The 21,378-nt window shown below is 64.6% G+C and carries 17 protein-coding genes; 8 read left to right on the top strand and 9 right to left on the bottom strand.

From position 1 onward, the window contains the following. Nucleotides 1-106: 106 nt before the first annotated feature. A complete protein-coding gene (xthA, locus tag F6X61_RS18265) occupies nucleotides 107-919 on the bottom strand; it encodes an exodeoxyribonuclease III (protein WP_153787793.1) in 813 nt (270 codons plus the stop codon). A gap of 163 nt (nucleotides 920-1,082) precedes the next feature. Between xthA and F6X61_RS18260 the strand changes: the two genes are divergently transcribed. Genes F6X61_RS18260 through F6X61_RS18250 form a run of 3 tightly spaced genes read left to right on the top strand, consistent with a single transcriptional unit; the run spans nucleotide 1,083 to nucleotide 7,200 of the window. Continuing rightward, nucleotides 1,083-1,733, top strand: coding sequence for an N-acetyltransferase (locus F6X61_RS18260; RefSeq protein ID WP_153787792.1), 651 nt, complete (start codon nucleotides 1,083-1,085; stop codon nucleotides 1,731-1,733). 53 nt (nucleotides 1,734-1,786) lie between these two features. Then, complete coding sequence (locus F6X61_RS18255) at nucleotides 1,787-3,529, top strand: autotransporter assembly complex family protein (RefSeq protein ID WP_153787791.1); 1,743 nt, start codon at nucleotides 1,787-1,789, stop codon at nucleotides 3,527-3,529. Nucleotides 3,530-3,534: 5 nt separating this feature from the next. Beyond that, nucleotides 3,535-7,200 (top strand): translocation/assembly module TamB domain-containing protein, encoded by a 3,666-nt coding sequence (locus tag F6X61_RS18250; protein ID WP_371923723.1) that lies wholly within the window; start codon nucleotides 3,535-3,537, stop codon nucleotides 7,198-7,200. Between the two features lie 77 nt (nucleotides 7,201-7,277). On the opposite strand, the gene F6X61_RS18245 is transcribed toward F6X61_RS18250, so the two are convergent. Then, nucleotides 7,278-7,658 carry a Mor transcription activator family protein gene (locus F6X61_RS18245; RefSeq protein ID WP_153787790.1) on the bottom strand — a complete coding sequence of 127 codons (381 nt, stop codon included), beginning with the start codon at nucleotides 7,656-7,658 and terminating at the stop codon, nucleotides 7,278-7,280. A gap of 485 nt (nucleotides 7,659-8,143) precedes the next feature. On the opposite strand from F6X61_RS18245, the gene F6X61_RS18240 reads away from it, so the two are divergent. Further along, entirely contained in the window at nucleotides 8,144-8,332 is a 189-nt protein-coding gene (locus tag F6X61_RS18240; protein WP_153787789.1) for a hypothetical protein, read from the top strand. 36 nt (nucleotides 8,333-8,368) lie between these two features. Here the strand turns inward: F6X61_RS18240 and F6X61_RS18235 are convergent, their stop codons facing one another. After that, nucleotides 8,369-8,731: a fe2+ zn2+ uptake regulation protein gene (locus F6X61_RS18235; protein ID WP_153787788.1), complete on the bottom strand. Its 363-nt coding sequence runs from the start codon at nucleotides 8,729-8,731 to the stop codon at nucleotides 8,369-8,371. Nucleotides 8,732-8,938: 207 nt separating this feature from the next. Here F6X61_RS18235 and F6X61_RS18230 point away from each other — a divergent pair, with 207 nt between their 5' ends. Beyond that, entirely contained in the window at nucleotides 8,939-11,251 is a 2,313-nt protein-coding gene (locus tag F6X61_RS18230; protein ID WP_153787787.1) for an acylase, read from the top strand. 138 nt (nucleotides 11,252-11,389) lie between these two features. Here F6X61_RS18230 and F6X61_RS18225 read toward each other — a convergent pair whose 3' ends face one another. Together F6X61_RS18225 and F6X61_RS18220 are read right to left on the bottom strand one after the other, a co-directional pair. After that, nucleotides 11,390-12,112 carry a UDP-2,3-diacylglucosamine diphosphatase gene (locus F6X61_RS18225; protein WP_153787786.1) on the bottom strand — a complete coding sequence of 241 codons (723 nt, stop codon included), beginning with the start codon at nucleotides 12,110-12,112 and terminating at the stop codon, nucleotides 11,390-11,392. After that, nucleotides 12,109-12,612: a peptidylprolyl isomerase gene (locus F6X61_RS18220; RefSeq protein WP_153787785.1), complete on the bottom strand. Its 504-nt coding sequence runs from the start codon at nucleotides 12,610-12,612 to the stop codon at nucleotides 12,109-12,111. Before F6X61_RS18220 ends, F6X61_RS18225 begins: the two co-directional genes overlap by 4 nt. Before the next feature lie 261 nt (nucleotides 12,613-12,873). On the opposite strand from F6X61_RS18220, the gene F6X61_RS18215 reads away from it, so the two are divergent. Then, complete coding sequence (locus tag F6X61_RS18215) at nucleotides 12,874-14,577, top strand: glutamine--tRNA ligase/YqeY domain fusion protein (RefSeq protein ID WP_153787784.1); 1,704 nt, start codon at nucleotides 12,874-12,876, stop codon at nucleotides 14,575-14,577. 9 nt (nucleotides 14,578-14,586) lie between these two features. Then, on the top strand, nucleotides 14,587-15,969 hold the full coding sequence (cysS, locus tag F6X61_RS18210) for a cysteine--tRNA ligase (RefSeq protein WP_153787783.1): 1,383 nt from the start codon (nucleotides 14,587-14,589) through the stop codon (nucleotides 15,967-15,969). Between the two features lie 127 nt (nucleotides 15,970-16,096). On the opposite strand, the gene F6X61_RS18205 is transcribed toward cysS, so the two are convergent. From F6X61_RS18205 to F6X61_RS18190, 4 genes are all read right to left on the bottom strand, one after another. Beyond that, entirely contained in the window at nucleotides 16,097-16,702 is a 606-nt protein-coding gene (locus tag F6X61_RS18205; protein WP_125858835.1) for an START domain-containing protein, read from the bottom strand. A gap of 89 nt (nucleotides 16,703-16,791) precedes the next feature. Continuing rightward, nucleotides 16,792-17,628, bottom strand: a complete 837-nt coding sequence (locus F6X61_RS18200; protein ID WP_125464268.1) for a bifunctional allantoicase/(S)-ureidoglycine aminohydrolase — start codon at nucleotides 17,626-17,628, stop codon at nucleotides 16,792-16,794. Nucleotides 17,629-17,760: 132 nt separating this feature from the next. Next, nucleotides 17,761-19,125, bottom strand: a complete 1,365-nt coding sequence (locus F6X61_RS18195; RefSeq protein ID WP_153787782.1) for an LLM class flavin-dependent oxidoreductase — start codon at nucleotides 19,123-19,125, stop codon at nucleotides 17,761-17,763. 180 nt (nucleotides 19,126-19,305) lie between these two features. Further along, a complete protein-coding gene (locus tag F6X61_RS18190; protein ID WP_153787781.1) occupies nucleotides 19,306-20,286 on the bottom strand; it encodes an aliphatic sulfonate ABC transporter substrate-binding protein in 981 nt (326 codons plus the stop codon). A gap of 204 nt (nucleotides 20,287-20,490) precedes the next feature. Between F6X61_RS18190 and F6X61_RS18185 the strand changes: the two genes are divergently transcribed. Further along, nucleotides 20,491-21,354 (top strand): hypothetical protein, encoded by an 864-nt coding sequence (locus F6X61_RS18185; protein WP_153787780.1) that lies wholly within the window; start codon nucleotides 20,491-20,493, stop codon nucleotides 21,352-21,354. The last annotated feature ends 24 nt before the right edge of the window (nucleotides 21,355-21,378 follow it).

Raw genomic sequence — 21,378 nt, 5'->3', positions numbered from 1 at the left:
CCAAAGTAGGCCGCCGTAAGGGCGGAAAGGTGACTAAAAGTCGACATCGCCGCCGAATGCGCATACATCTATCAAAACCAACACACTAGGCCCCGAACCCGAACCCTCACCCCAACTCAAGCCAAATCGGTGCATGATCCGAAGGCTTCTCCATCCCCCGCAGCTCATAGTCAATCCCCGCCGCCTTGACCCGAGGCAGCAACCCCTGCGAAGCCATGATCAAGTCGATCCGCAGCCCACGCTTGGGCTCATCCTCGAACCCCCGGCTGCGATAGTCGAACCAGCTGAACTGATCAGCCACTTCCGGGTGCAGATGGCGGAACGTGTCGACCAGCCCCCAGCCCTTGAGCCGCTCCATCCACTCGCGCTCTTCAGGCAGGAAACTGCACTTGCCAGTCTTCAACCAGCGCTTGGCGTTGTCCGCTCCGATGCCGATGTCGCAATCCTGCGGCGAAATGTTCACATCACCCATCACCAGCAGCGGCTGGTCATTCTTGAACTGGTTCTCCAGCAACACCTGCAAGTCGCTGTAGAAGCGTTGCTTGGCCGGGAACTTGGTGGGGTGGTCGCGGCTCTCGCCCTGGGGGAAGTAGCCATTCATTACCGTGATCGGCGTGCCGTTACGGTCGGCGAAGGTGCCCCAGATGAAGCGGCGCTGGGCATCCTCCTCATCACTGGCGAAACCCTTGGACAGCGACAGCGGCTTCTCCCGAGACAGCAGCGCCACGCCGTAGTGGCCCTTCTGGCCATGGTAATGCACGTGGTAGCCGAGCGCCTCGACTTCAGCCAGCGGGAACTGCTCGTCGCTGACCTTGGTTTCCTGCAGGCCGATCACGTCCGGCTGGTGCTTGTCGATCAGCGCCGCCAGCTGGTGCGGGCGGGCGCGCAGGCCATTGATGTTGAACGAGACGACTTTCATGGAAAGACAATCCTGGTAAAAGCCACGAATGCTAGCCGACATCGCCGGCGGCGGCCAGCGTGGCGACCCAGGGTTGGCGCTGCTAACGTGCTGTGGGAGCTGAACGATATGCGGTGCAGTCACTCCAAGGCACTGCACGCCCATTCCAGGAGGACCGCCCGCGATGCCCGACGCCCCAGCCGCACCAGCCCGGATCTGCCTGCTCGACGAAGGCTACGCTCGCGAGGCTCGCTCGCTGCTGTACCACGCCTACCGCCATGAACCGACCTTTGCCTGGCTGTTCGAAGCCCAGCGCCCTGGCTATGAACAGCGCCTGCGGGTGCTGGTGCGCGAATGGCTGCGCCAGCACTTCTACCTGCAGCTGCCGGCGATCGGCCTGCTGCTGGAAGACCGCCTGGTCGGGATCGCGCTGATCGTGCCGCCGCAACGTCGGCTGGGTGTGGCTGACAGCTGGGCATGGCGCCTGCGCATGATGCTCGGCACCGGTCTGCGCTGCACACGACGCTATCTGGACTACCAGGCTGCGCTGGCTGGCTGCCTGCCGAGCGGGCAGGTGCATGTACTGCCGCTGCTGGGTGTGCACCCGCAGTTCCAGGGGCAGCACTACGGCGAACAGTTGCTGCAAGCAGTGCACGACTGGTGCGCCGATGACCCGACCACCCAGGGCGTGGTGCTGGATACCGGCAATGCACACTACCTGGCCTTTTATGAGCGCCAGGGCTATCAGGAGATCGGCGAGGTCGCGGTAGGGCCGATCCGCGAAAGGGTGTTCTTCCATCCCAATCCGGAGTCGTCCAGGGCGACAGTTGTGTGACCGGTATTGACAGGCGGCACCCTTGACCGGCTCGCTCTGGTAGCATGCGCCGCATGACGTATTCAGGAAGACTCTGCTGGGGCCTGCTGTTGCTGGCCGCCAGCTCCATGGCATGGGCGCAGAGCGAGCTGCTGGTCCGGGTGAAACCCGCCAACAAGCCGCTCAAGGCCAATATCGAAGGTTATATCGGCAGCCTCGGCGAGCGCGATGAAGAAGCGCTGCTGCGTTTCAGTCGCGGCGCCGAGGAGCAGACACGCAAGGCGGCGCAGGCGCTGGGTTATTACCAGGCGCGCATCGACAGCGAAGTAAAGGCGCCGAGTGACAAGGACAAACCCCCGCAACTGATCATCCGCGTCGAACCGGGTGAGCCGGTACGCCTGCGCAACGTGACGGTGCGCATCGAAGGGCCGGCCAGCGAAATGCAGGCATTTCGCATCCCCGACAGCAAGGCGCTGCGCCCCGGCGAGCAACTCAATCATGGGCACTACGAAGATGCCAAGCGACTGATCCTCAACCAGGCGTCGCGCTATGGCTTTTTCAGTGGTCGCTTCACACGCCAGCGCCTGGCAGTCGACCCCCAGGCCGGCGTCGCCGACATCGAACTGATCTACCTGAGCGGGCCACGCTATCGCCTGGGGGCGGTGCACTTCGGCGGTGACACGCCCCTGGACCAGGACCTGCTGCAGCGCATGGTGCAGTTCCAGCCGGGCACCCCTTACGACTCGGAGTTGATCGCCGAACTCAACAACGACCTGCAATCGAGCGGCTATTTCGAAGGCGTACGGGTGGATGCCGCGCCGACCGCCGCCGTGGGCGAAGACATTCCCGTCGAAGTTCGCCTCGACACGCGTAAACCCCGCACCATGGGCCTGGGCCTGGGTTTTTCGACCGACGTCGGCCCACGTGCCAAGGCCAACTGGACCCGCCACTGGGTCAACCCGCAAGGCCATAGCTACGGTTGGGAGACCGAACTGTCGGCACCCCGGCAGAACGTCGGCCTGTGGTACGACATCCCGCTCGATCCACCGCTCACCGACAAGTTGCGTTTTGCTGGCGGCTACCAGAACGAGGACATCGCCGGCACCGACACGCTGAGCAAGCTGCTGACCGTCGGTCCGGAATGGCACAGCAAGCTTCCCAGCGGTTGGCAGCGGGTGATCTCGCTCAAGTACCAACGCGAAGAATATCGCCTGGGTGACGACTCGGGACTGAGCAACCTTTTGATGCCAGGGGTGAGTTTTGCCTACTTGCGCAGCGACAACCGGATAGATCCGCACCAGGGCTATCGGCTGCAGTTCGACCTGCAGGCGGCCAAGGAGGGGCTGGGTTCGGATGCCAACCTGGTGCACGGCAATGTGCTGCTCAAAGGCCTGACCACACTCGGCCATAACCACCGCTTCCTCGGTCGCGTGCAGTTCGGCGGCAGCGCCACCAACGGCTACCAGCAGAACATCCCACCGTCGCTGCGCTTCTTCGCCGGTGGCGACCAGAGCGTGCGTGGCTACGACTACCAGTCGCTGTCGCCGGAGAACAACAAGGGCGACCGCATCGGTGGTCGCTACCTGGTGGCCGGCAGTGCCGAATATCAGTACTCGATCGCCGAAAAATGGCGCCTGGCAACCTTCATCGACCAGGGCAACTCGTTCAACAACCTGGAACTGCCCAGCCTCAAGACCGGTGTCGGCATCGGCGTGCGCTGGGTTTCGCCGGTAGGGCCGCTGCGCCTGGACCTGGCCCACGCGCTGGATGACGACGGTGGTTTTCGTTTGCACTTTTCCATGGGGCCCGAGCTGTGATACGTGTGTTCAGAACCCTCTTGCTGGTTATCAGCATTTTGTTGCTGCTGATCGCCTTGCCGCTGGGCCTGGTGCTGGGTACCCAGGCGGGCAGCCGTTGGGTAATGGGACTGGTGCCGGGGCTTGAGGTCAGCGACTTCGAAGGGCGCCTGGGTGGCACTTGGCAAGCCAGCCAACTGCGCTGGGTTGACGGCGAGAGCCGGGTCGAGCTGCAAGCCCCGCAGCTGGCCTGGTCCCCGACCTGCCTGTTGCGCGCCACCCTGTGCATCGAGCGTCTGCAGGCCGAGCGTATCGACATGGCCTTCGCCCCTGGCGACAGCGAGCCCGACAGCGGCCCGCTGCAACTGCCGGCGCTGAACCTGCCGCTGGCCATCGAACTGGGCGAGGTCAAGGTCGGCCAGCTTCGGCTTGATGGCAGCGAGCTGCTGGGCAATCTGCAACTGGCTGCGCACTGGACCACGGCCGGCCTGAGGGTCGACAGCTTGCAATTGCAGCGCGACGACTTGCACCTTGAACTGAAGGGCGAGCTGCAACCGCAAGGCAACTGGCCGCTGCAACTGCAAGGTACCTTGCAGCTGCCGTCCGTGGACGGCCAACCCTGGCAGTTGGCGTTGAGCGCCAAGGGTGAGCTGCAACAGACTCTGACACTGGACGCCACCAGCAGCGGCTACCTCGATGCCCGCTTGAACGGCGAGCTGCAGGCCCTGGCCGAACACCTGCCGGCGAAGCTGAGCCTGCGTGCCGAGGCGTTCAAGCCCGCCGCCAGCCTGCCCGACACCCTGCAACTCAACCAGCTCAGGCTCGACGCCCAGGGCGACCTGCTCAAGGGCTACCAGCTCTCCGGTGCGGCCACGCTGCCGGCGGAGCAGGTCCCGGTGGGCCTGGTGCTGGCCGGCAAGGTGGACGCCAAGGGCGCCCGGCTCGATGCCCTGGACCTCAATGCCAGCGATACCCAGCGCGTCAAGCTGCAGGCCAGTGCCGACTGGCAGCAGGGCTTGAGCGCTGACGCCAGCATCGACTGGCTCGATTTCCCCTGGTTGCGCCTGTACCCCCTCGAGCAACCGCCGCAGGTGACCCTCAAGCGCTTCAATGCCCAGGTGCAGTACCGCGATGGCAACTACAAGGGCGTGTTCAACGGTGACCTGGATGGCCCGGCCGGTGCCTTCACCGTCGCCAGCCCGTTCGACGGTGACCTTGGCCAGGTGCGCTTGCCGCAGCTGGCGCTGAGTGCAGGGCAGGGCAAGGCAACCGGTAGCGTCGCCTTGCGCTTTGCCGACACCCTGGCCTGGGATGTCGACCTGCAGCTGGCAGCGCTCGACCCGGCCTACTGGCTGGCCGAGCTGCCCGGTACCCTGGCCGGGCCATTGCGCAGCCAGGGCGAGCTGAAGAACCAGCAATTGCAGCTCAAGGCGCAGCTCGACCTCAAGGGGCGCCTGCGTGGCCAGCCAGCCGTGCTCAAGGTGGATGCCGACGGCAAGGGCGACCATTGGACCCTGGGCAGCCTCGCGGTGCAGCTGGGCGAAAACCGCATCAACGGCAGCGGCAGCCTGCAGCAGCGCCTGGCCGGGCGTGTCGACCTCGACCTGCCGCGGCTTGGCCAGCTCTGGCCGCAGTTGCAGGGCCAGGTCAAGGGCCGCCTGGACCTGGCGGGCACCCTCGCAGCGCCCCAGGGCAGCCTCACGCTGCACGGCCAGCAACTGGCGCAGGCCGACAACCGTGTACAGCGGCTGGACCTCGAGGCGCGCCTGGACAATGCCCAGCGTGGGCAGCTCACGCTCAAGGCCGGCGCTATCCGCCTGGGCGATACCCCGTTGGGCAACCTGGATGTGCAGGGCAAGGGCGATATCCGCCAGCAAGCTGCCACCCTGGCGCTCGATGGCCCGCAGCTCAAGCTCGACCTGGCGCTCGACGGCACCCTCAGCAAGGGCGACTGGCGCGGTCGCCTGGCCAGCGGACGTATCCAGGCCGGTGGCCAGGACTGGCAACTGCAAGCCCCGGCGCGCCTGCAGCGTCTGGCCAGCGGTCAGCTGGACTTCGGTGGCCATTGCTGGCGCGCAGGCCAGGCTAGCCTGTGTGGCGAGGACCAGCGCCTGGCACCGGAGCCGCGCCTGCGCTACCACCTCAAGCAGTTCCCGCTGGACAGCCTGGCGCAGTGGCTGCCCAAGGACTTCGCCTGGCAGGGGCTGCTCAATGCCGACATCAACCTCGATATCCCGGCCAGCGGCCCCAAGGGCAGTATTCGTATCGATGCCGGCGGCGGCACCCTGCGCGTGCGTGACAAGGGGCGCTGGGTCGATTTTCCCTACCAGGTTCTGCGCCTGGACAGCACCCTGGCACCGCGTCGGGTGGACACCCGCCTGGACTTTCGTGGCGAGCGCCTGGGGGAGCTGACCCTCGACACCCGCCTTGATCCGCTTGGGCGCAACAAGCCGCTGACCGGCGAGTTCCGCCTGGCCGGACTGGAGCTGTCGGTGGCCCGGCCGTTCCTGCCGATGGTCGAGCGCCTGGCCGGCCAGCTCAATGGCAGCGGGCGCCTGTCGGGCAGCCTGTTGGCACCGCAGGTCAACGGCAACCTGGCGTTGAGCGGCGGTGAAGTCAGTGGCGCAGAGTTGCCGGTGAGCCTGCAGGCACTTTCACTGCAGGCGCTGATCGCCGGCGAGCAGGTGCAACTCAAGGGCGACTGGCGCAGTGGCGACGCCGGGCGTGGCGAGCTGGCCGGGCAGATGACCTGGGGGCAGGCGCTGGCCATGGAGTTGCGACTGAGCGGCCAGCAGCTGCCCGTCACCGTCGAGCCCTACGCGGTGCTCGAGGTTGCGCCCGACCTGGTCATCCGCCTGGTCGACGACAAACTGGCAGTAACCGGCAAGGTGCTGGTGCCCAAGGGCAAGATCACCGTGCGTGAACTGCCACCGTCGACGGTGCAGGTATCCGACGACACGGTGATCGTTGGCCACCAGACGCAAGAGGGCAAGCCGCCCATGGCGGTGGCGATGGACATCGACGTCGAGGTCGGCCGCGACAAGCTGTCGTTCAGTGGTTTCGGCCTCACCGCCAACCTGCTCGGCCACGTGCACATCGGTGACAATCTCGATACCCGCGGGGAGCTGAGCCTGGCCGATGGTCGCTACCGTGCCTATGGCCAGCGCCTTACCATCCGCCGGGCGCGCCTGCTGTTCGCGGGGCCCATCGACCAGCCGTACCTGGATATCGAAGCGATTCGGCAGGTGGATGATGTGATTGCCGGTATCCGCCTGAGCGGCAGCGCCGAACAACCCACCACCAAGGTGTTTTCGGAGCCGGCGATGAGCCAGGAGCAGGCGTTGTCCTATCTGGTGCTGGGGCGGCCACTGGGAGCGTCGGGTGAAGACAGCAACATGTTGGCCGAGGCGGCGTTGGGCCTGGGTTTGGCGGGCAGTGCGGGGATCACTGGCAGCCTGGCGTCGAACCTGGGGATCGAAGATTTCCAGCTCGACACCGAGGGCTCGGGCACCAGCACCAGTGTGGTCGCCAGCGGCAACCTGAGCGAGCGGCTGAGCCTGCGTTACGGTGTGGGAGTGTTCGAGCCTGCTAATACCATTGCCCTGCGCTACAAACTGAGCAAGAAAGTCTACCTGGAGGCCGCCAGCGGCCTGGCCAGCTCGTTGGACATTTTCTACAAGCGCGACTTCTGACTGTTCGGGCTCGTCCGCGCCAGCTGCCAGTGGCTGGGCGCGGACGCCTCTGGTCGTTTCATTCATCCGTTCAACGCTTAGCGAGCCTGGCAGTCCTGGCGCCGAATGTTGCCGATCTGTCGCAGGCTAAGCCCGTATTTGTCGGCCAGCAGGCTGCGTGACAGGCCGTTGGCGCTTTCCTTCTGAATCTGCTGGTTGCGCAGTTGGCGCTGAAAGTGGTCGGCCTTGGGGATTTCCAGAGCCAGGCCGGCAAAGCGCTTGATCAGCGCGTCGAGCGCTTCGGGCGGCAAGACATCTGCCAATTTGGTTCGTGAGCGGTGCTTGGGGATGTATTTGGGACGCCCGCCGAACGCACAGGTGAGCCGATAGGCATTTTCGAGGCCGATGCATTCGATCAGAACCTGCAGTGATTGGGGCAGTTGGGTAACTTCGATGTTGTTGAGGTCTGGCATATCCACGCAAAGCATCCTTGAACTGTGGGATCGTTTGACGCGGGGCCTTTGCATAGACCGCGCATCGAGGGTTGCCATGGCGCGGCTGGGCGCTTGGCTGGCCTCGATTTTCAAACAGCATCAGAAAGGGTCGCTAGGCGCGAATCGGACCGGTGCTTGTAGCCTTGTCGGCACGACGATTGAAAGCAATCGCGATAATTGATGTATGAAAAATCTTCACCCTTACGCTACAGGCCCCAAAAGTCCTAGAGAAGACCTTCCATGGTGGCAGTTTGGGTGGGTCACCCCAAGCAATTGCAAGGGAACAGTATTCCCAGGGATCCGGGCGTCGACCGGCAAGGTGATTTTGCGTCAGGCCAGCAGCGAATCTGCTGCTGCGGGGAGGCGTGCGTCGTAGGTTGGCAGGAATATCAGCGTAGGAAATGGCGGCGAGGTATCATGACGCCGGCTCCAAGGGAGCCTCATGTCCCCGATGTCGCAAGGAACTCCCGATGACACATGTGCAGCGCCTGAAATATTCGATCCTGATCATCCTGGTGGTACTGGGGATCATGCTCGGCCTGAGTCACCTGCAGAAGCAGGGCACCATCAGCGAGCAGACATTCCAGTACATCGCCATCGCCGTTGCGGTGGTCGTGGTGGTGATCAACGGGATCCTGCGGCGCAAGGTCAAGCCCTGAGGCGGGCCGGCCGGCAGATCATGGCCGGCCGTACGCTCAACGCAAGGTAGGCTGCTCGAGTACGGCGCGGGCCTGGGGCTCGAGGCTGTAGCACTTGTCGTTGCCCAGGCTGATGACACCTTCGGTGCACAGCCGCTTGAGCACCTCACGCACGCTGAGGAACGACAACGGAATGTCCAACTGCTCAAGGTGCGCGTGGACACCGCGCACGCCAATACTGCGGCCGTTGCGATCGGCGCTGTGCAGGGCGTCGATGACTTTGAGGCGGATCAGGCTGGTACGCAGCCCGTAGACACGCAGCAGCTCGCGAATCTGCTCGTTGCCGGTGCGCACTTCCTGTACGCAGGGCGTGCTGACCGGGCTGTGCGTCGCCGGCAGCGCGGGGTGTGGGTTATGCATGCGAATGCTCCTTTTCATCGACCGCAGCGGATTCATCGTTGTTGCCTCTCTCACCTATTAAGACGAACGAGAACGGCAAAACTGCAGTCCCTCGGTAAAAAAATCTGAAATGCCTTGTTGAAGACGTTGCAGCAGGCAAGAGGGCGTAAAATTTTCATCCGGCCATTCGTCTGATCGGGATAACCCCCGATTGCACGAGGAGTGCCTGTGATCCCTCTTTCGCGTCCTACCCTGCGCCTTGGCCTCGCCGCCGCCCTGGTTGCCTCGAGCCTGCTGGCGCAGGCGCGCGAGGCTACCGGCGAAGCCTCTGCGCAGATCCGTCGCACCAGCTTCGGTGTGCCGCACATCCTGGCCAATGACGAGCGTGGCCTGGGCTATGGCATCGGCTATGCCTACGCCCAGGACAATCTGTGCCTGCTGGCCAACGAGGTGCTGACGGTCAACGGCGAGCGCTCCCGCTATTTCGGTGCTGACGGCAAGACCGTGGAGCAACGCGACAACCTCGCCAGCGACCTGTTCTTCACCTGGCTCAACAACCCCATTGCAGTCAACGGCTTCCTGCAGGCACAGCCGGCAGCAGTGCGCGACCTGCTGGACGGCTATGCCCGCGGCTACAACCGCGCCCTGGGTGAGCGGCGGGCTCAGGGCCTGCCCGCCGAGTGCGGGGCGGGCGACTGGGTGCGGCCGATCACCAGCCTGGACCTGGTCAAGTTGACCCGGCGCCTGTTGGCCGAAGGTGGCCTAGGCCAGTTCGCCGAGGCCGTGGTGGCGGCGACCCCGCCCAACCTTGCGGCGCAGCGGCCCACGGTCGACTACAGCGTGGCCCTGGCCCAGCAGCAACTGTTCGCCATGAGCCGTGGCAGCAACGCCGTTGCGGTGGGCGCGCAGCGCTCGGCCAATGGCCGTGGCCTGTTGTTGGCCAACCCGCATTTCCCTTGGGTAGGCGGAATGCGCTTCTACCAGATGCAACTGACCATCCCCGGGCAGCTGGATGTCATGGGGGCGGCGTTGCCGGGCCTGCCGGTGGTCAACATCGGTTTCAACAAGCACCTGGCCTGGACCCACACGGTAGATACGTCGAAGCATTTCACCGTGTATCGCCTGCAACTCGACCCGAAAGACCCAACCCGCTACCTGGTCGATGGCCAGTCGCTGCCGCTTGAGCAGCAGAAGGTCAGCGTCACGGTGAAAGGCGAGGGCGGCGCGCTGCAGCAGGTCGAACGGCCCATCTACCTGTCGAAGTTTGGCCCCGTGGTGCAGTGGCCCGGCCGACTGGACTGGGACAATCAGGCGGCCTACGCGCTGCGTGACGCCAACCTGGAAAACACCCGGGTGCTGCAGCAGTGGTATCGGATCAACCGCGCCGACAGCCTTGGCGCGTTGCAAGCGTCGGTGGCGCAGTTGCAGGGCATCCCCTGGGTCAACACCCTGGCGGTCGATGCAGCGGGGCAGGCACTGTACCTGAATCAGTCAGTGGTGCCCTATGTCGATGAAGAGCTGCTGGCCCGTTGCGGCAACCCTGGCGTCACCGAGCCGGTGGTGGTGCTGGACGGCTCGCGCAGTGCCTGCCAGTGGAAGGTCGACGCCCAGGCCGCACAACCGGGGATCTTCCCGGCGCGCCTGCAACCTAGCCTGGTGCGCGGTGACTTCGTGCAGCACTCCAATGACTCGGCCTGGTTGGCCAACCCCGCTGCGCCATTGGCCGGTTTCTCGCCGCTGCAAAGCCGCGCCGAACAACCGCTGGGCATGCGCAGCCGCTTCGCCCTGCAGCGCCTGCAAGGTAGCGCCAAGCTGGACGGCGATGCCCTGAAGCGCATGGTTTTCGATGATGAGGTCTACCTGGCCAGCCTGCTGTTGCCCGACCTGCTGCAATGGTGCAAAGGCGCGCCGGCGGATGTCGCGGCGGTATGCGCCAGCCTGCAGGCCTGGAATGGCAAGGCTGACCTGGAGGCCGGGATCGGCCTGGTGCACTTCGAGAACATCGCCGGCGCGCTGGCCGAACATCGCGAAAGCTGGCGAGTGGCGTTCGATCCGGCCGATCCACTGCATACGCCTCGTGGCCTGGCAGTGGAGCAGGCGGCGGTGGGCAAACTGTTGCACCAGGCTGCACTGGCCTCGTTGGCCCAGGTTGGCGAAGCCGGTATCGCTGCCGAGCAGCGTTGGGGGCAGATCCAGCAGGCCAGCGATGGCACGCCGGTGCCAGGCGGTCCGCAGGAGTTGGGGGTGTATAACGCCATGCTCAGTGTGCCGGTTGCACCGGGCAAGCGCCTGGTGGTCAGCGGCTCCAGCTACCTGCAGGTGGTCAGCTTTACCGAGCAGGGGCCGCAGGCACAGGGTTTGTTGGCGTTTTCGTTGTCCAGCGAGGCGGCTTCGGCCCACGCCGGTGACCAGACCCGCGCCTTTGCGGCCAAGCAGCTGTCAGCGATCCCGTTCACCGAGGCGCAGATCAAGGCGGATCCGCAGTATCGGCAGTATGTGATCAGCGAGAAGGACAGGGCGGCGGTGGTCAGCGCCCAGTAAGGCTCGCCGGCTTTCACTGTAGGAGCGGCCTTGTGCCGCGAAAGGGCTGCAACGCAGCCCCTGGCTTTTAAATCGCCGGGGCCGCTTCGCGGCCCTTTCGCGGCGCAAGGCCGCTCCTACAGGAGGAGGTCCATAGCCTCAGGCGAAATCGAACGGGGCCAGTTGAAAGCCCTGTTCATCCACCTGCAGCGTCCAGCCACGCCGGTCCCAGTCACCGAGCACGATCCGCCGCGCCGGTTGTCCATCGACCACCAGCTTGTGGATCGCCGGGCGGTGCGTGTGGCCATGCACCAGGGTGCGTACGCCATGGGCGGCCATCACCTTGGGCACTTCCTCCGGGGTCACGTCGACGATCTCGGTGGCCTTCATGCGGGTCTGCGAGCGGCTTTCACTGCGCAGCTTGCGTGCCAGTTTGTGCCGCGTGGACAGCGGCAGGTGCCGCAGGATCCACAGCGTCAGCGGATTGCGCAGGTAGCGGCGCAGCTTCATGTAGGCCACGTCGCGGGTGCACAGGGTATCGCCATGCATCAGCAATACCTGCTCGCCACCCAGCTCGACCACGCTGGGGTCGGCCAGCAGGGTGCAGCCGGCGGCTTCGCAGAACGCCTGGCCGATAAGGAAGTCGCGGTTGCCGTGCATCAGGTACACCGCCGTGCCGCTGTCGCTCAGTTGGCGCAGGGCCTGGCAGATCGACTGCTGGAACGGGGTCATGGCATCGTCGCCGATCCACGCCTCGAAGAAGTCGCCAAGGATGTACAGCGCCTTGGCGTGACGGGCGCGGCCGTCGAGCAGATCAAGAAACGCCCGGACAATGTCCGGGCGTTCTTCTTGCAGGTGCAGATCGGAGATCAGCAGAATCACTCAATGATCTCGGCTTTCTCGATGATCACGTCTTCTTTCGGTACGTCCTGGTGGCCAGCCTTGGAACCGGTGGCGACTTTTTCGATGGCGTCGACAACTTCGGTGCCCTCGGTCACTTTACCGAACACGGCGTAGCCCCAGCCCTGGACATTCTTGCCGCTGTGGTTGAGGAAGTCGTTGTTGGAAGCGTTGATGAAGAACTGCGCGGAGGCCGAGTGCGGCTCCATGGTACGGGCCATGGCGATGGTGTACTTGTCGTTCTTCAGGCCGTTGTCGGCTTCGTTCTGGATGCTGGCGCGCTTGTCGCGCTTTTCGTTCATGCCTGGCTCGAAACCACCGCCCTGGATCATGAAGCCCTTGATCACACGGTGGAACACGGTGTTGCTGTAGTGGCCGGCTTCAACGTAAGCCAGGAAGTTGGCAACGGTGATCGGGGCTTTTTCGGCGTTCAGTTCGATGACGATGTCGCCGTGGTTGGTGCTCAGTTTGACTTTGGACATGCTTAAGTTCGCTCTCAAGGCATCGGAAATAGGGGGCGCAGGGCGCTCGGGTTAGCTGACGCAGGATCAGCAGGCCGCGGCACATGCCACAAGGTGCGCGGCGGCCATTCTGCCGGTTTAGACCGGCGGCTGCGACAAATAGCTGCGCAAATCGCGTCAGTTTGTCTGCGCCCGGCTGTCAGCAGCTTGACTGCTTCGGCTATGATAGGCCCTTTGTTTCAATCGGCCTACCCAGGCCAGCTACCTGCATTCAAGGACACTATGAGCAAGCCCACTGCCGACAACGCGCCCAACGCCGCTGCCAAAGGCGCCCCCGCCGTCCCTGTGAACTTCCTGCGGCCGATCATCCAGGCCGACCTGGACGCGGGCAAGCACAGCAGCATCGTCACCCGTTTTCCGCCAGAGCCCAACGGCTACCTGCACATCGGTCATGCCAAGTCGATCTGTGTCAACTTCGGTCTGGCCAAGGAATTCGGCGGTGTCTGCCACCTGCGCTTCGACGACACCAACCCGGCCAAGGAAGACCAGGAATACATCGACGCCATCATGAGCGACGTGAAATGGCTGGGCTTCGACTGGGCCGGCGAGGTGCGCTATGCCTCCAACTACTTCGACCAGTTGCACGACTGGGCCGTTGAACTGATCAAGCGTGGCAAGGCCTATGTCTGCGACCTGACCCCTGATCAGGCCAAGGAATACCGCGGCAGCCTGACCGAGCCGGGCAAGAACAGCCCGTTCCGCGAGCGCAGCGTCGAAGAGAACCTCGAGCTGTTCGCCCGCATGAAGGCCGGCGAGTTCAAGGACGGTGAGCGCGTGTTGCGGGCCAAGATCGACATGGCCTCGCCGAACATGAACCTGCGCGACCCGATCCTCTACCGCATCCGCCATGCCCACCATCACCAGACCGGTGACAAGTGGTGCATCTACCCGAACTACGACTTCACCCACGGGCAGTCCGATGCCATCGAAGGCATCACCCACTCGATCTGCACCCTGGAGTTCGAAGGCCACCGCCCGCTGTACGACTGGTTCCTCGACAACCTGCCGGTACCGGCGCACCCGCGCCAGTACGAGTTCAGCCGCCTGAACCTGAATTACACCATCACCTCCAAGCGCAAGCTCAAGCAGCTGGTCGACGAGAAGCACGTCAGCGCCTGGGATGACCCGCGTATGTCGACCCTGTCGGGCTTCCGCCGCCGTGGCTACACACCGGCATCGATCCGCAATTTCTGCGAAATGATCGGCACCAACCGTTCCGACGGCGTGGTCGACATGGCGATGCTCGAATTCAGCATCCGTGACGACCTCGACCGTACCGCGCCACGCGCCATGTGCGTGCTGCGTCCGCTGAAAGTGGTCATCACCAACTATCCAGAGGGCCAGGTCGAGCAGCTCGAACTGCCGCGCCACCCGAAAGAGGATATGGGCGTACGCGTCTTGCCGTTCGCCCGCGAACTGTACATCGACCGCGACGACTTCATGGAAGAGCCGCCCAAGGGCTACAAACGCCTGGAACCGGCCGGTGAAGTGCGCCTGCGCGGCAGCTACGTGATCCGCGCCGACGAGGCGATCAAGGACGCCGACGGCAACATCGTCGAGCTGCGCTGCTCGTACGATCCGGACACCCTGGGCAAGAACCCCGAAGGCCGCAAGGTCAAGGGCGTGATCCACTGGGTGCCGGCCGCAGGCAGCGTCGAGTGCGAAGTGCGCCTGTACGACCGCCTGTTCCGCTCCGCCAACCCGGAAAAGACCGAAGACGGCGGCAGCTTCCTCGACAACATCAACCCCGATTCGCTGCAGGTGCTGACCGGCTGCCGCGCCGAGCCATCGCTGGGCCAGGCCCAACCTGAAGACCGCTTCCAGTTCGAACGCGAAGGCTACTTCTGCGCCGACCTGAAAGACAGCCAGCCGGGCCGCCCGGTGTTCAACCGCACCGTCACCCTGCGTGACTCCTGGGGCAGCTGAGGAACCGCCGTGCTTAACATCTACAACACGCTGACCAAGACCAAGGAAGCCTTCAAGCCGCTCGATGGCAACAAGGTGCGCATGTACGTGTGCGGCATGACCGTGTACGACTACTGCCACCTGGGCCACGGCCGCAGCATGGTGGCCTTCGACCTGGTCACCCGCTGGCTGCGCAAGAGCGGCTATGAGCTGACCTATGTGCGCAACATCACCGACATTGACGACAAGATCATCAACCGTGCCAACGAGAACGGCGAGTCGTTCGACGCCCTGACCGCGCGCATGATCGACGCGATGCACGAGGACGAGCGCCGCCTGAGCATCCTCAAGCCCGACCTGGAGCCCCGTGCCACCGACCATATCCCCGGCATGCACGCGATGATCCAGACCCTGATCGACAAGGGTTACGCCTACGCCCCGGGTAATGGCGACGTGTACTACCGCGTCGGCAAGTTCGTCGGCTACGGCAAGCTGTCGCGCAAGAAGATCGAAGACCTGCGCATCGGCGCACGCATCGAAGTCGACGAGGCCAAGCAGGACCCGCTGGACTTCGTGCTGTGGAAGGGCGTCAAGCCGGGCGAGCCGTACTGGGATTCGCCGTGGGGCCCGGGCCGTCCGGGCTGGCACATCGAGTGCTCGGTGATGTCCACCTGCTGCCTGGGCGAGAGCTTCGACATCCATGGCGGCGGCAGCGACCTTGAGTTCCCGCACCACGAGAACGAGATCGCCCAGAGCGAGGCGGCCACCGGCAAGCAGTACGCCAACGCCTGGATGCACTGCGGCATGATCCGCATCAATGGCGAGAAGATGTCCAAGTCGTTGAACAACTTCTTCACCATCCGCGACGTGCTCGACAAGTACCACCCGGAAGTGGTGCGTTACCTGCTGGTGGCCAGCCACTACCGCAGCGCGATCAACTACTCCGAAGACAGCCTGCGTGACTCCAAAGGCGCACTGGAGCGCTTCTACCACGCCCTGCGTGGTCTGCCGCGCGTGGCGGCCAAGGGCGGTGACGAGTTCGTCGAGCGCTTCAGCGCCGCGATGAACGACGACTTCGGCACCCCTGAAGCCTGCGCCGTGCTGTTTGATCTGGTGCGCGAGATCAACCGCCTGCGTGACAGCGACCTCGAGGCTGCCGCTGGCCTGGCCGGTCGTCTGCGTGAGCTGGGCGATGTGCTGGGTGTGCTGCAACTGGAGGCCGACGACTTCCTGCGCGCAGGGGCCGAAGGCAAGGTCGACGCCGCCGAAGTGGAAGCCTTGATCCAGGCGCGCCTGCAAGCGCGGGCCGACAAGAACTGGGCCGAGTCCGACCGCATCCGCGACCAGATCACTGCCATGGGTGTGGTGCTGGAAGACAGCAAAGGCGCTACCACCTGGCGTTTGGCGGACTGAGTAGCGTCACCCCAAGGCCTGTCTTGTGACTGATCGCGGGGCAAGCCCGCTCCCACGCAGTTTTTCAGATTGCGTGGGAGCGGGCTTGCCCCGCGATGCTTTCATCGGCCCTGAATCGGTCCCGCGCTCAACGCTGGCGCTCCGCCACCGCACGCAACGTGCGCAATGTCACCACCGGCGCATCCACCACGAACCGGTTGGCCAGCCAGCCCGGTACATCGCCGGCCGGATCAGCCTGCAACTGATAGGTCACCTCTGTCCGCTTTGCACCCACCGGCTTCATGATCCATTCGCCATTGATGCGCTTTACGCGAATCAGCCCCGGCTCTTCGGGCACCCTGCCAGGGTCGGCGCTGAGGTGGCGCACCAGCGTACCGTCGTCCAGCCGCTCGGTGCTGACCTTGAGCACCATGTCCCGCGGCAGCGTCGGCCACGGCAGGTTGGTGGTGAGGTACACCCAGGTGCTGTCGCCTTCCACGTCCAGCAGGCGCATCTGCTCGCATGCATACAGCCATTTGCACGCCACCCGCAGGTTTTCCTGCAGGTCGGTGAGCGTGCGCACGCTGGCATTCATGGTGCTGACACCACGGAATTGCTGGTAGGGGGAGCCGGCGACGCTGCTCAGGTAGACGCGAATACCTTCGCGGTCATAGGCCAGCTGCCAGTCGTCGGCGGCCAGCAGCGGGGCTGGCAGCGACAGCAACAGGGCAAGCAGCAGGCGGGAGAGGGGCATGATCGGTGGCCGCAGCAAGGGCAAGCTGCAAGTATGGCCACAAAAACGAAGCCCGCCATCAAGGCGGGCTCGTGGCCATCAACCTGAACTCAACGCTGCGGGTTGAGGGTCAGGTGCACGTGGCGGTTGACGTCTTTGTACAGCAGGTAGCTGAACGGGCCCGGGCCGCCGGAGTAGCAGGCCTGCGGGCAGAAGGCGCGCAGCCACATGAAGTCGCCGGCCTCGACCTCGACCCAGTCCTGGTTCAGGCGGTACACCGCTTTACCTTCCAGGACATACAGGCCGTGTTCCATGACGTGGGTTTCGGCGAACGGGATTACGCCGCCCGGCTGGAAGGTCACGATGTTGACGTGCATGTCGTGGCGCATGTCGGCCATGTCGACGAAGCGGGTGGTCTTCCAGGCGCCTTCGGTGCCCGGCATCTCGATGACGGTGGCGTTGTCGCGGTGGGTGACGAACGACTCCGGCACTGGCAGGCCTTCGACTTTCTGGTAGTGCTTGCGCAGCCAGTGGAAGGTGACGTTGGCCTGGCTGTTGTTGCGCAGGCTCCACTCGGCGCCCGGGGCCAGGAAGGCGTAGCCGCCTGGGACCAGGGTGTGGTGCTTGCCTTCGACGGTGATGTCGATCTGGCCTTCGACCACGAACAGTACCGCTTCGGCGTTCGGGTCCAGCTCAGGGCGCTCGCTGCCGCCTTCCGGGGCGACTTCGACGATGTACTGCGAGAAGGTTTCGGCAAAACCGGTCAGCGGGCGGGCGATGACCCACATGCGCATCTTGTCCCAGAACGGCAGGTGGCTGGTGACGATGTCACGCATCACGCCCTTGGGGATGACGGCATAGGCTTCGGTGAACATGGCACGGTCAGTCAGCAGCTCGGTCTGAGCCGGGTGCCCACCGTGGGGGGCGAAGTAGGATGGTTTCGACATGAACGGTCTCGACTTGTTGTTCTCTCCCCATGCCTTTGACCACACCGGCCGGTGCGTGCAGGGGATGCCGGGACAGCATAAGAGCCTGTCCGTGACATCCACAAATTAAATGTTGAAATACCCGGTATTTGTTTACTGAATGCGAGCCTGGCGCCCGACATGCTCCGCCGGCAGGCGGTCGCCCTGGCCGAACAGCTTGTGGCGCAAGGTGCCATCGGAGTACGCGGTGGGGTAGCGGCCACGGCGTTGCAGTTCGGGCACCAACAGCTCGACCACCTGGGCCAGATCGTCCGGTTGCACCGCATAGGTGAGGTTGAAACCGTCGATGCCGGTCTGCTCCAGCCACTGCTCCAGCTGATCGGCCACCTCGCTGGCGCTGCCCACCAGCACCGGGCCGCGCCCACCCAGGCCGACGAACTCGGCGGCCTCGCGCACGGTCCAGCGGCGGCTCGGGTCGGCGGCAGTGAACGCCGCCAGGGCGGCGCGGCCGGCGTCATTCTCCACATATTCAATGGGCGCGTCGGGGTCCAGGCCTGCGAAGTCGATGCCGGTCCAGCCCGACAGCAGGGCCAGGGCGGCATCGAGGTCGACATAGCGGCGGTATTCGGCGAAGCGCGCTTCGGCCTGCTCGCGGGTAGCGCCGACGATCAGCAACGCCTGTGCGTAGATCAGCACTTCGTCACGCCCGCGCCCGGCCACCTCGCTGGCCTGGCGAATGCCGTCGGCATAGCGGCGCAGTACCGCGGGCGTCGGGCCACTGATGAACACGCACTCGGCGTGCCGCGCGGCGAACTGCTGGCCGCGTGCCGAGGCGCCGGCCTGGAACAGCACCGGGGTGCGCTGTGGTGAGGGTTGGCACAGGTGCATGCCGGGTACCTGGAAGTGTTCGCCGTGGTGGTTGATCGGGTGCACCCGGCTTGGTTCGATGTAGCGCCCGGTTTCGCGCTCCAGCACCACCGCATCGTCATCCCAGCTCTGCTCCCAGAGTTTGTACAGCACCTGCAGGTATTCTTCGGCCAGGTCATAGCGCTGGTCGTGGCCGAGCTGCCGGGGCAGGCCCAGGTTGCGCGCGGCGCTGTCGAGGTAGCCGGTGACGATGTTCCAGCCGACCCGGCCGTTGCTCAGGTGATCGAGGGTGGACATGCGCCGGGCGAAGGGATAGGGGTGCTCGTAGGTCAGCGAGAAGGTCACGCCGAAGCCCAGGTGTTCGGTGACCCCGGCCATGGCCGGCACCAGCAGCAGCGGGTCGTTCACCGGCACCTGCACGCCGCCGCGCAGGGCGGCCTCGGGGCCGCCTTGGTAGACGTCGTAAATGCCCAGCACGTCGGCGATGAACAGCGCGTCGAACAGGCCGCGTTCCAGCAGCCGGGCCAGGTCGGTCCAGTAGTCCAGGCGGTTGAACTCGGCACTGGTGTTGCGTGGATGGCGCCAGAGGCCGGGCGACTGGTGGCTGGCGGCGTTCATGCTGAAGGCGTTGAAGCGGATCGGGCGGGGCATCGGGACCTCCTTGTCAGGGGTTTTGAATGGGTTTGTATGAGGGCTGCAAGGGTTCGGCGAAAGTGTTGTAGCGCCTTCGAGATCGAGCGCCGCGCGGGCGGCGCTCGATCTTGTAGGCGCAGAAAGGCTCTCGTCGAACACCCAGAAGCCCCACCCCAATCACCTAGAAAGTCATCCTTGTCAGGGCAACACAGAAACCGGGTAAACCGCCTCGGCAACGTTCAACTTACGCGGAATCAGCCCCAGCCCCTGAAAGGTATCGGCCAGCTTCTGCTGTTCAGCGACGATCTGCGGAGTAATGGCCACGGCGTTGTAATTGCGCCGCTCGCTGGCCGTCTTGAGCACGTCCGCACCAATCCCCAGTTGCGGCGACAACAGACTTGCGACCTCGCCAGGCTGGGCGTTGGCCCATTGGCTGACCTTGGCCAGTTCACCGAAGAAGGTCTTGAGCAGCGTGCGGTGCTGGTCGGCGAAGTCGGCGGTGGACAGGTAAAAGGTGCGGTTGTTCGACAACCCGCTGCCGTCGCGCAGGTTTTTCAGGCCCGGCTGCTTTTCGGCGGCGGCGAGGAACGGGTCCCACAGGGTGACGGCCTGCACGCTGCCCGACTGCAGCGCGGCGACGGCATCGGCGGCGTTGTTGACGTAGGCCGGGGTGATGTCCTGGTAGCTCAGGCCGGCCTGTTCCAGGGCCACGGCCAGCAGGTATTGGGCGTTCCAGCCGCGGCCGGTGGCCACGCGCTGGCCCTTGAGCTGGGCGACCGAAGTGATCTGGTCCTGCTCACGCACCACCAGGCCGATGCCGCGTGGGTAAGGCTGCTCGGCGGCCAGGTAGACCACCGGCTTGCCGGCGGCCTGGGCGAACACCGAAGGCGCGTCGGCGGCGTGGCCCAGGTCGATGGCGCCGGTGCTCAGCGCTTCGAGCAGTTGCGGGCCAGCGGCGAACTCATGCCAGCTGACCTTCACGCCCTGGGGCGCCATGGCTTTTTCCAGGGCACCGCTGCCCTTGAGAATGTTGATGCTGTTGAACTTCTGATAGCCGATACGCAGGGTCTTGCCATCGTCGGCAACTGCGTTGGACCAAGGCAAGAGGGCGCTGGCAACGCTGGCCAGCAGGCCGCCGATCAGCAGGCGACGCAGGGGGGAGAAGGCACGGGAAGGCACGGTCAGGGCTCCTTGAGCAGGCGGGAAAACGTGGTTTCAGCCTACGGAACCGGCAGCGACTGATTCAATCTGTTTATGTCGTTTAGTTAGACTGTTTTGTTATTTTTATATCCGTTAATTATTAATGCGCGACCAATCGTTGATCTTTGACATTTTTTTCACATGCCCTTGCTACGATCGCGCCACTTTCCAGGAGCTGAATCGATGATGCATGTTCTGCGCAAGCGCGGTGTCCGCCTGGCCCTGGCCGCCAGCGCAGGGCTGGTGGCCAGCACCCTGGGTTTTTTCGCCTGGCAGAGTTTCTACCCGGTGCAGGCCGCCGATGGCTGGCGTGTGCAGGTGCTGCACAGCGCACTGGACAAGGCCGCCTCGTTGCTGCCGCAGGCCGACGGCAGCCTGCTGGTGAGCCGCGAGCTCAGCGGTGGCAAAGGCAGCATCATCAAGATCGATGCCGACGGTAATCGCAGGGTGCTGGTTGAAGGCTTATCCAAGCCCGATGGCATGGTCGCCGTGGAAGGCGGTTGGGCGTTCAGCCAAGAGGTGGGTGAGGCGCCGGTCAGCCTGTCGCGCAATGGCCAGGTCATGCCCTTGTTTCAGGGCAACAATGTGCAAGGCCTGTACAACGATGGCGAACACCTTTACGCGATCGAAGACCGCAAGGGGGATGGCCGGCTGATGCGCTACGACTGGCGCAACGGCCAACTGGATGTGCTGCGCTCGGGCCTGACCGAAACCGAAGGGCTGACCCGCTGCAACGACGGTCGCCTGCTGTATACCGAGAAGGCCAGCGGCAAGATTCGGGCGCTCAGCGACGATGGCCAGGACCCGGTGGTGGTCGAAGGTTTGCGCAACCCGACGTTCCTGCTCTGCGATGCCCGCGGCCTGTGGATCAGCGAAGACTCCACCCACCGTGCCCGGCTGCTGCGCGTCGACGGCGATGGCTCGCGGCACACCGTGCTCAGCTTCCTCAAGGCGCCGCAAGCGATCGTGCCGGACGGCAAGGGTGGCTACCTGCTCGCCGAAGGCGGCCGCGACCGTGTGCTGCATCTGACCCCGCCTGCGCTGTAGCAGCCCCTGTGGGAGCGGCTTCAG

It is taken from the genome of Pseudomonas sp. EMN2 (genome assembly GCF_009650555.1).
Taxonomy (GTDB): Bacteria; Pseudomonadota; Gammaproteobacteria; order Pseudomonadales; family Pseudomonadaceae; genus Aquipseudomonas; species Aquipseudomonas sichuanensis.
This window is presented reverse-complemented; position numbering and strand designations above follow the sequence as displayed.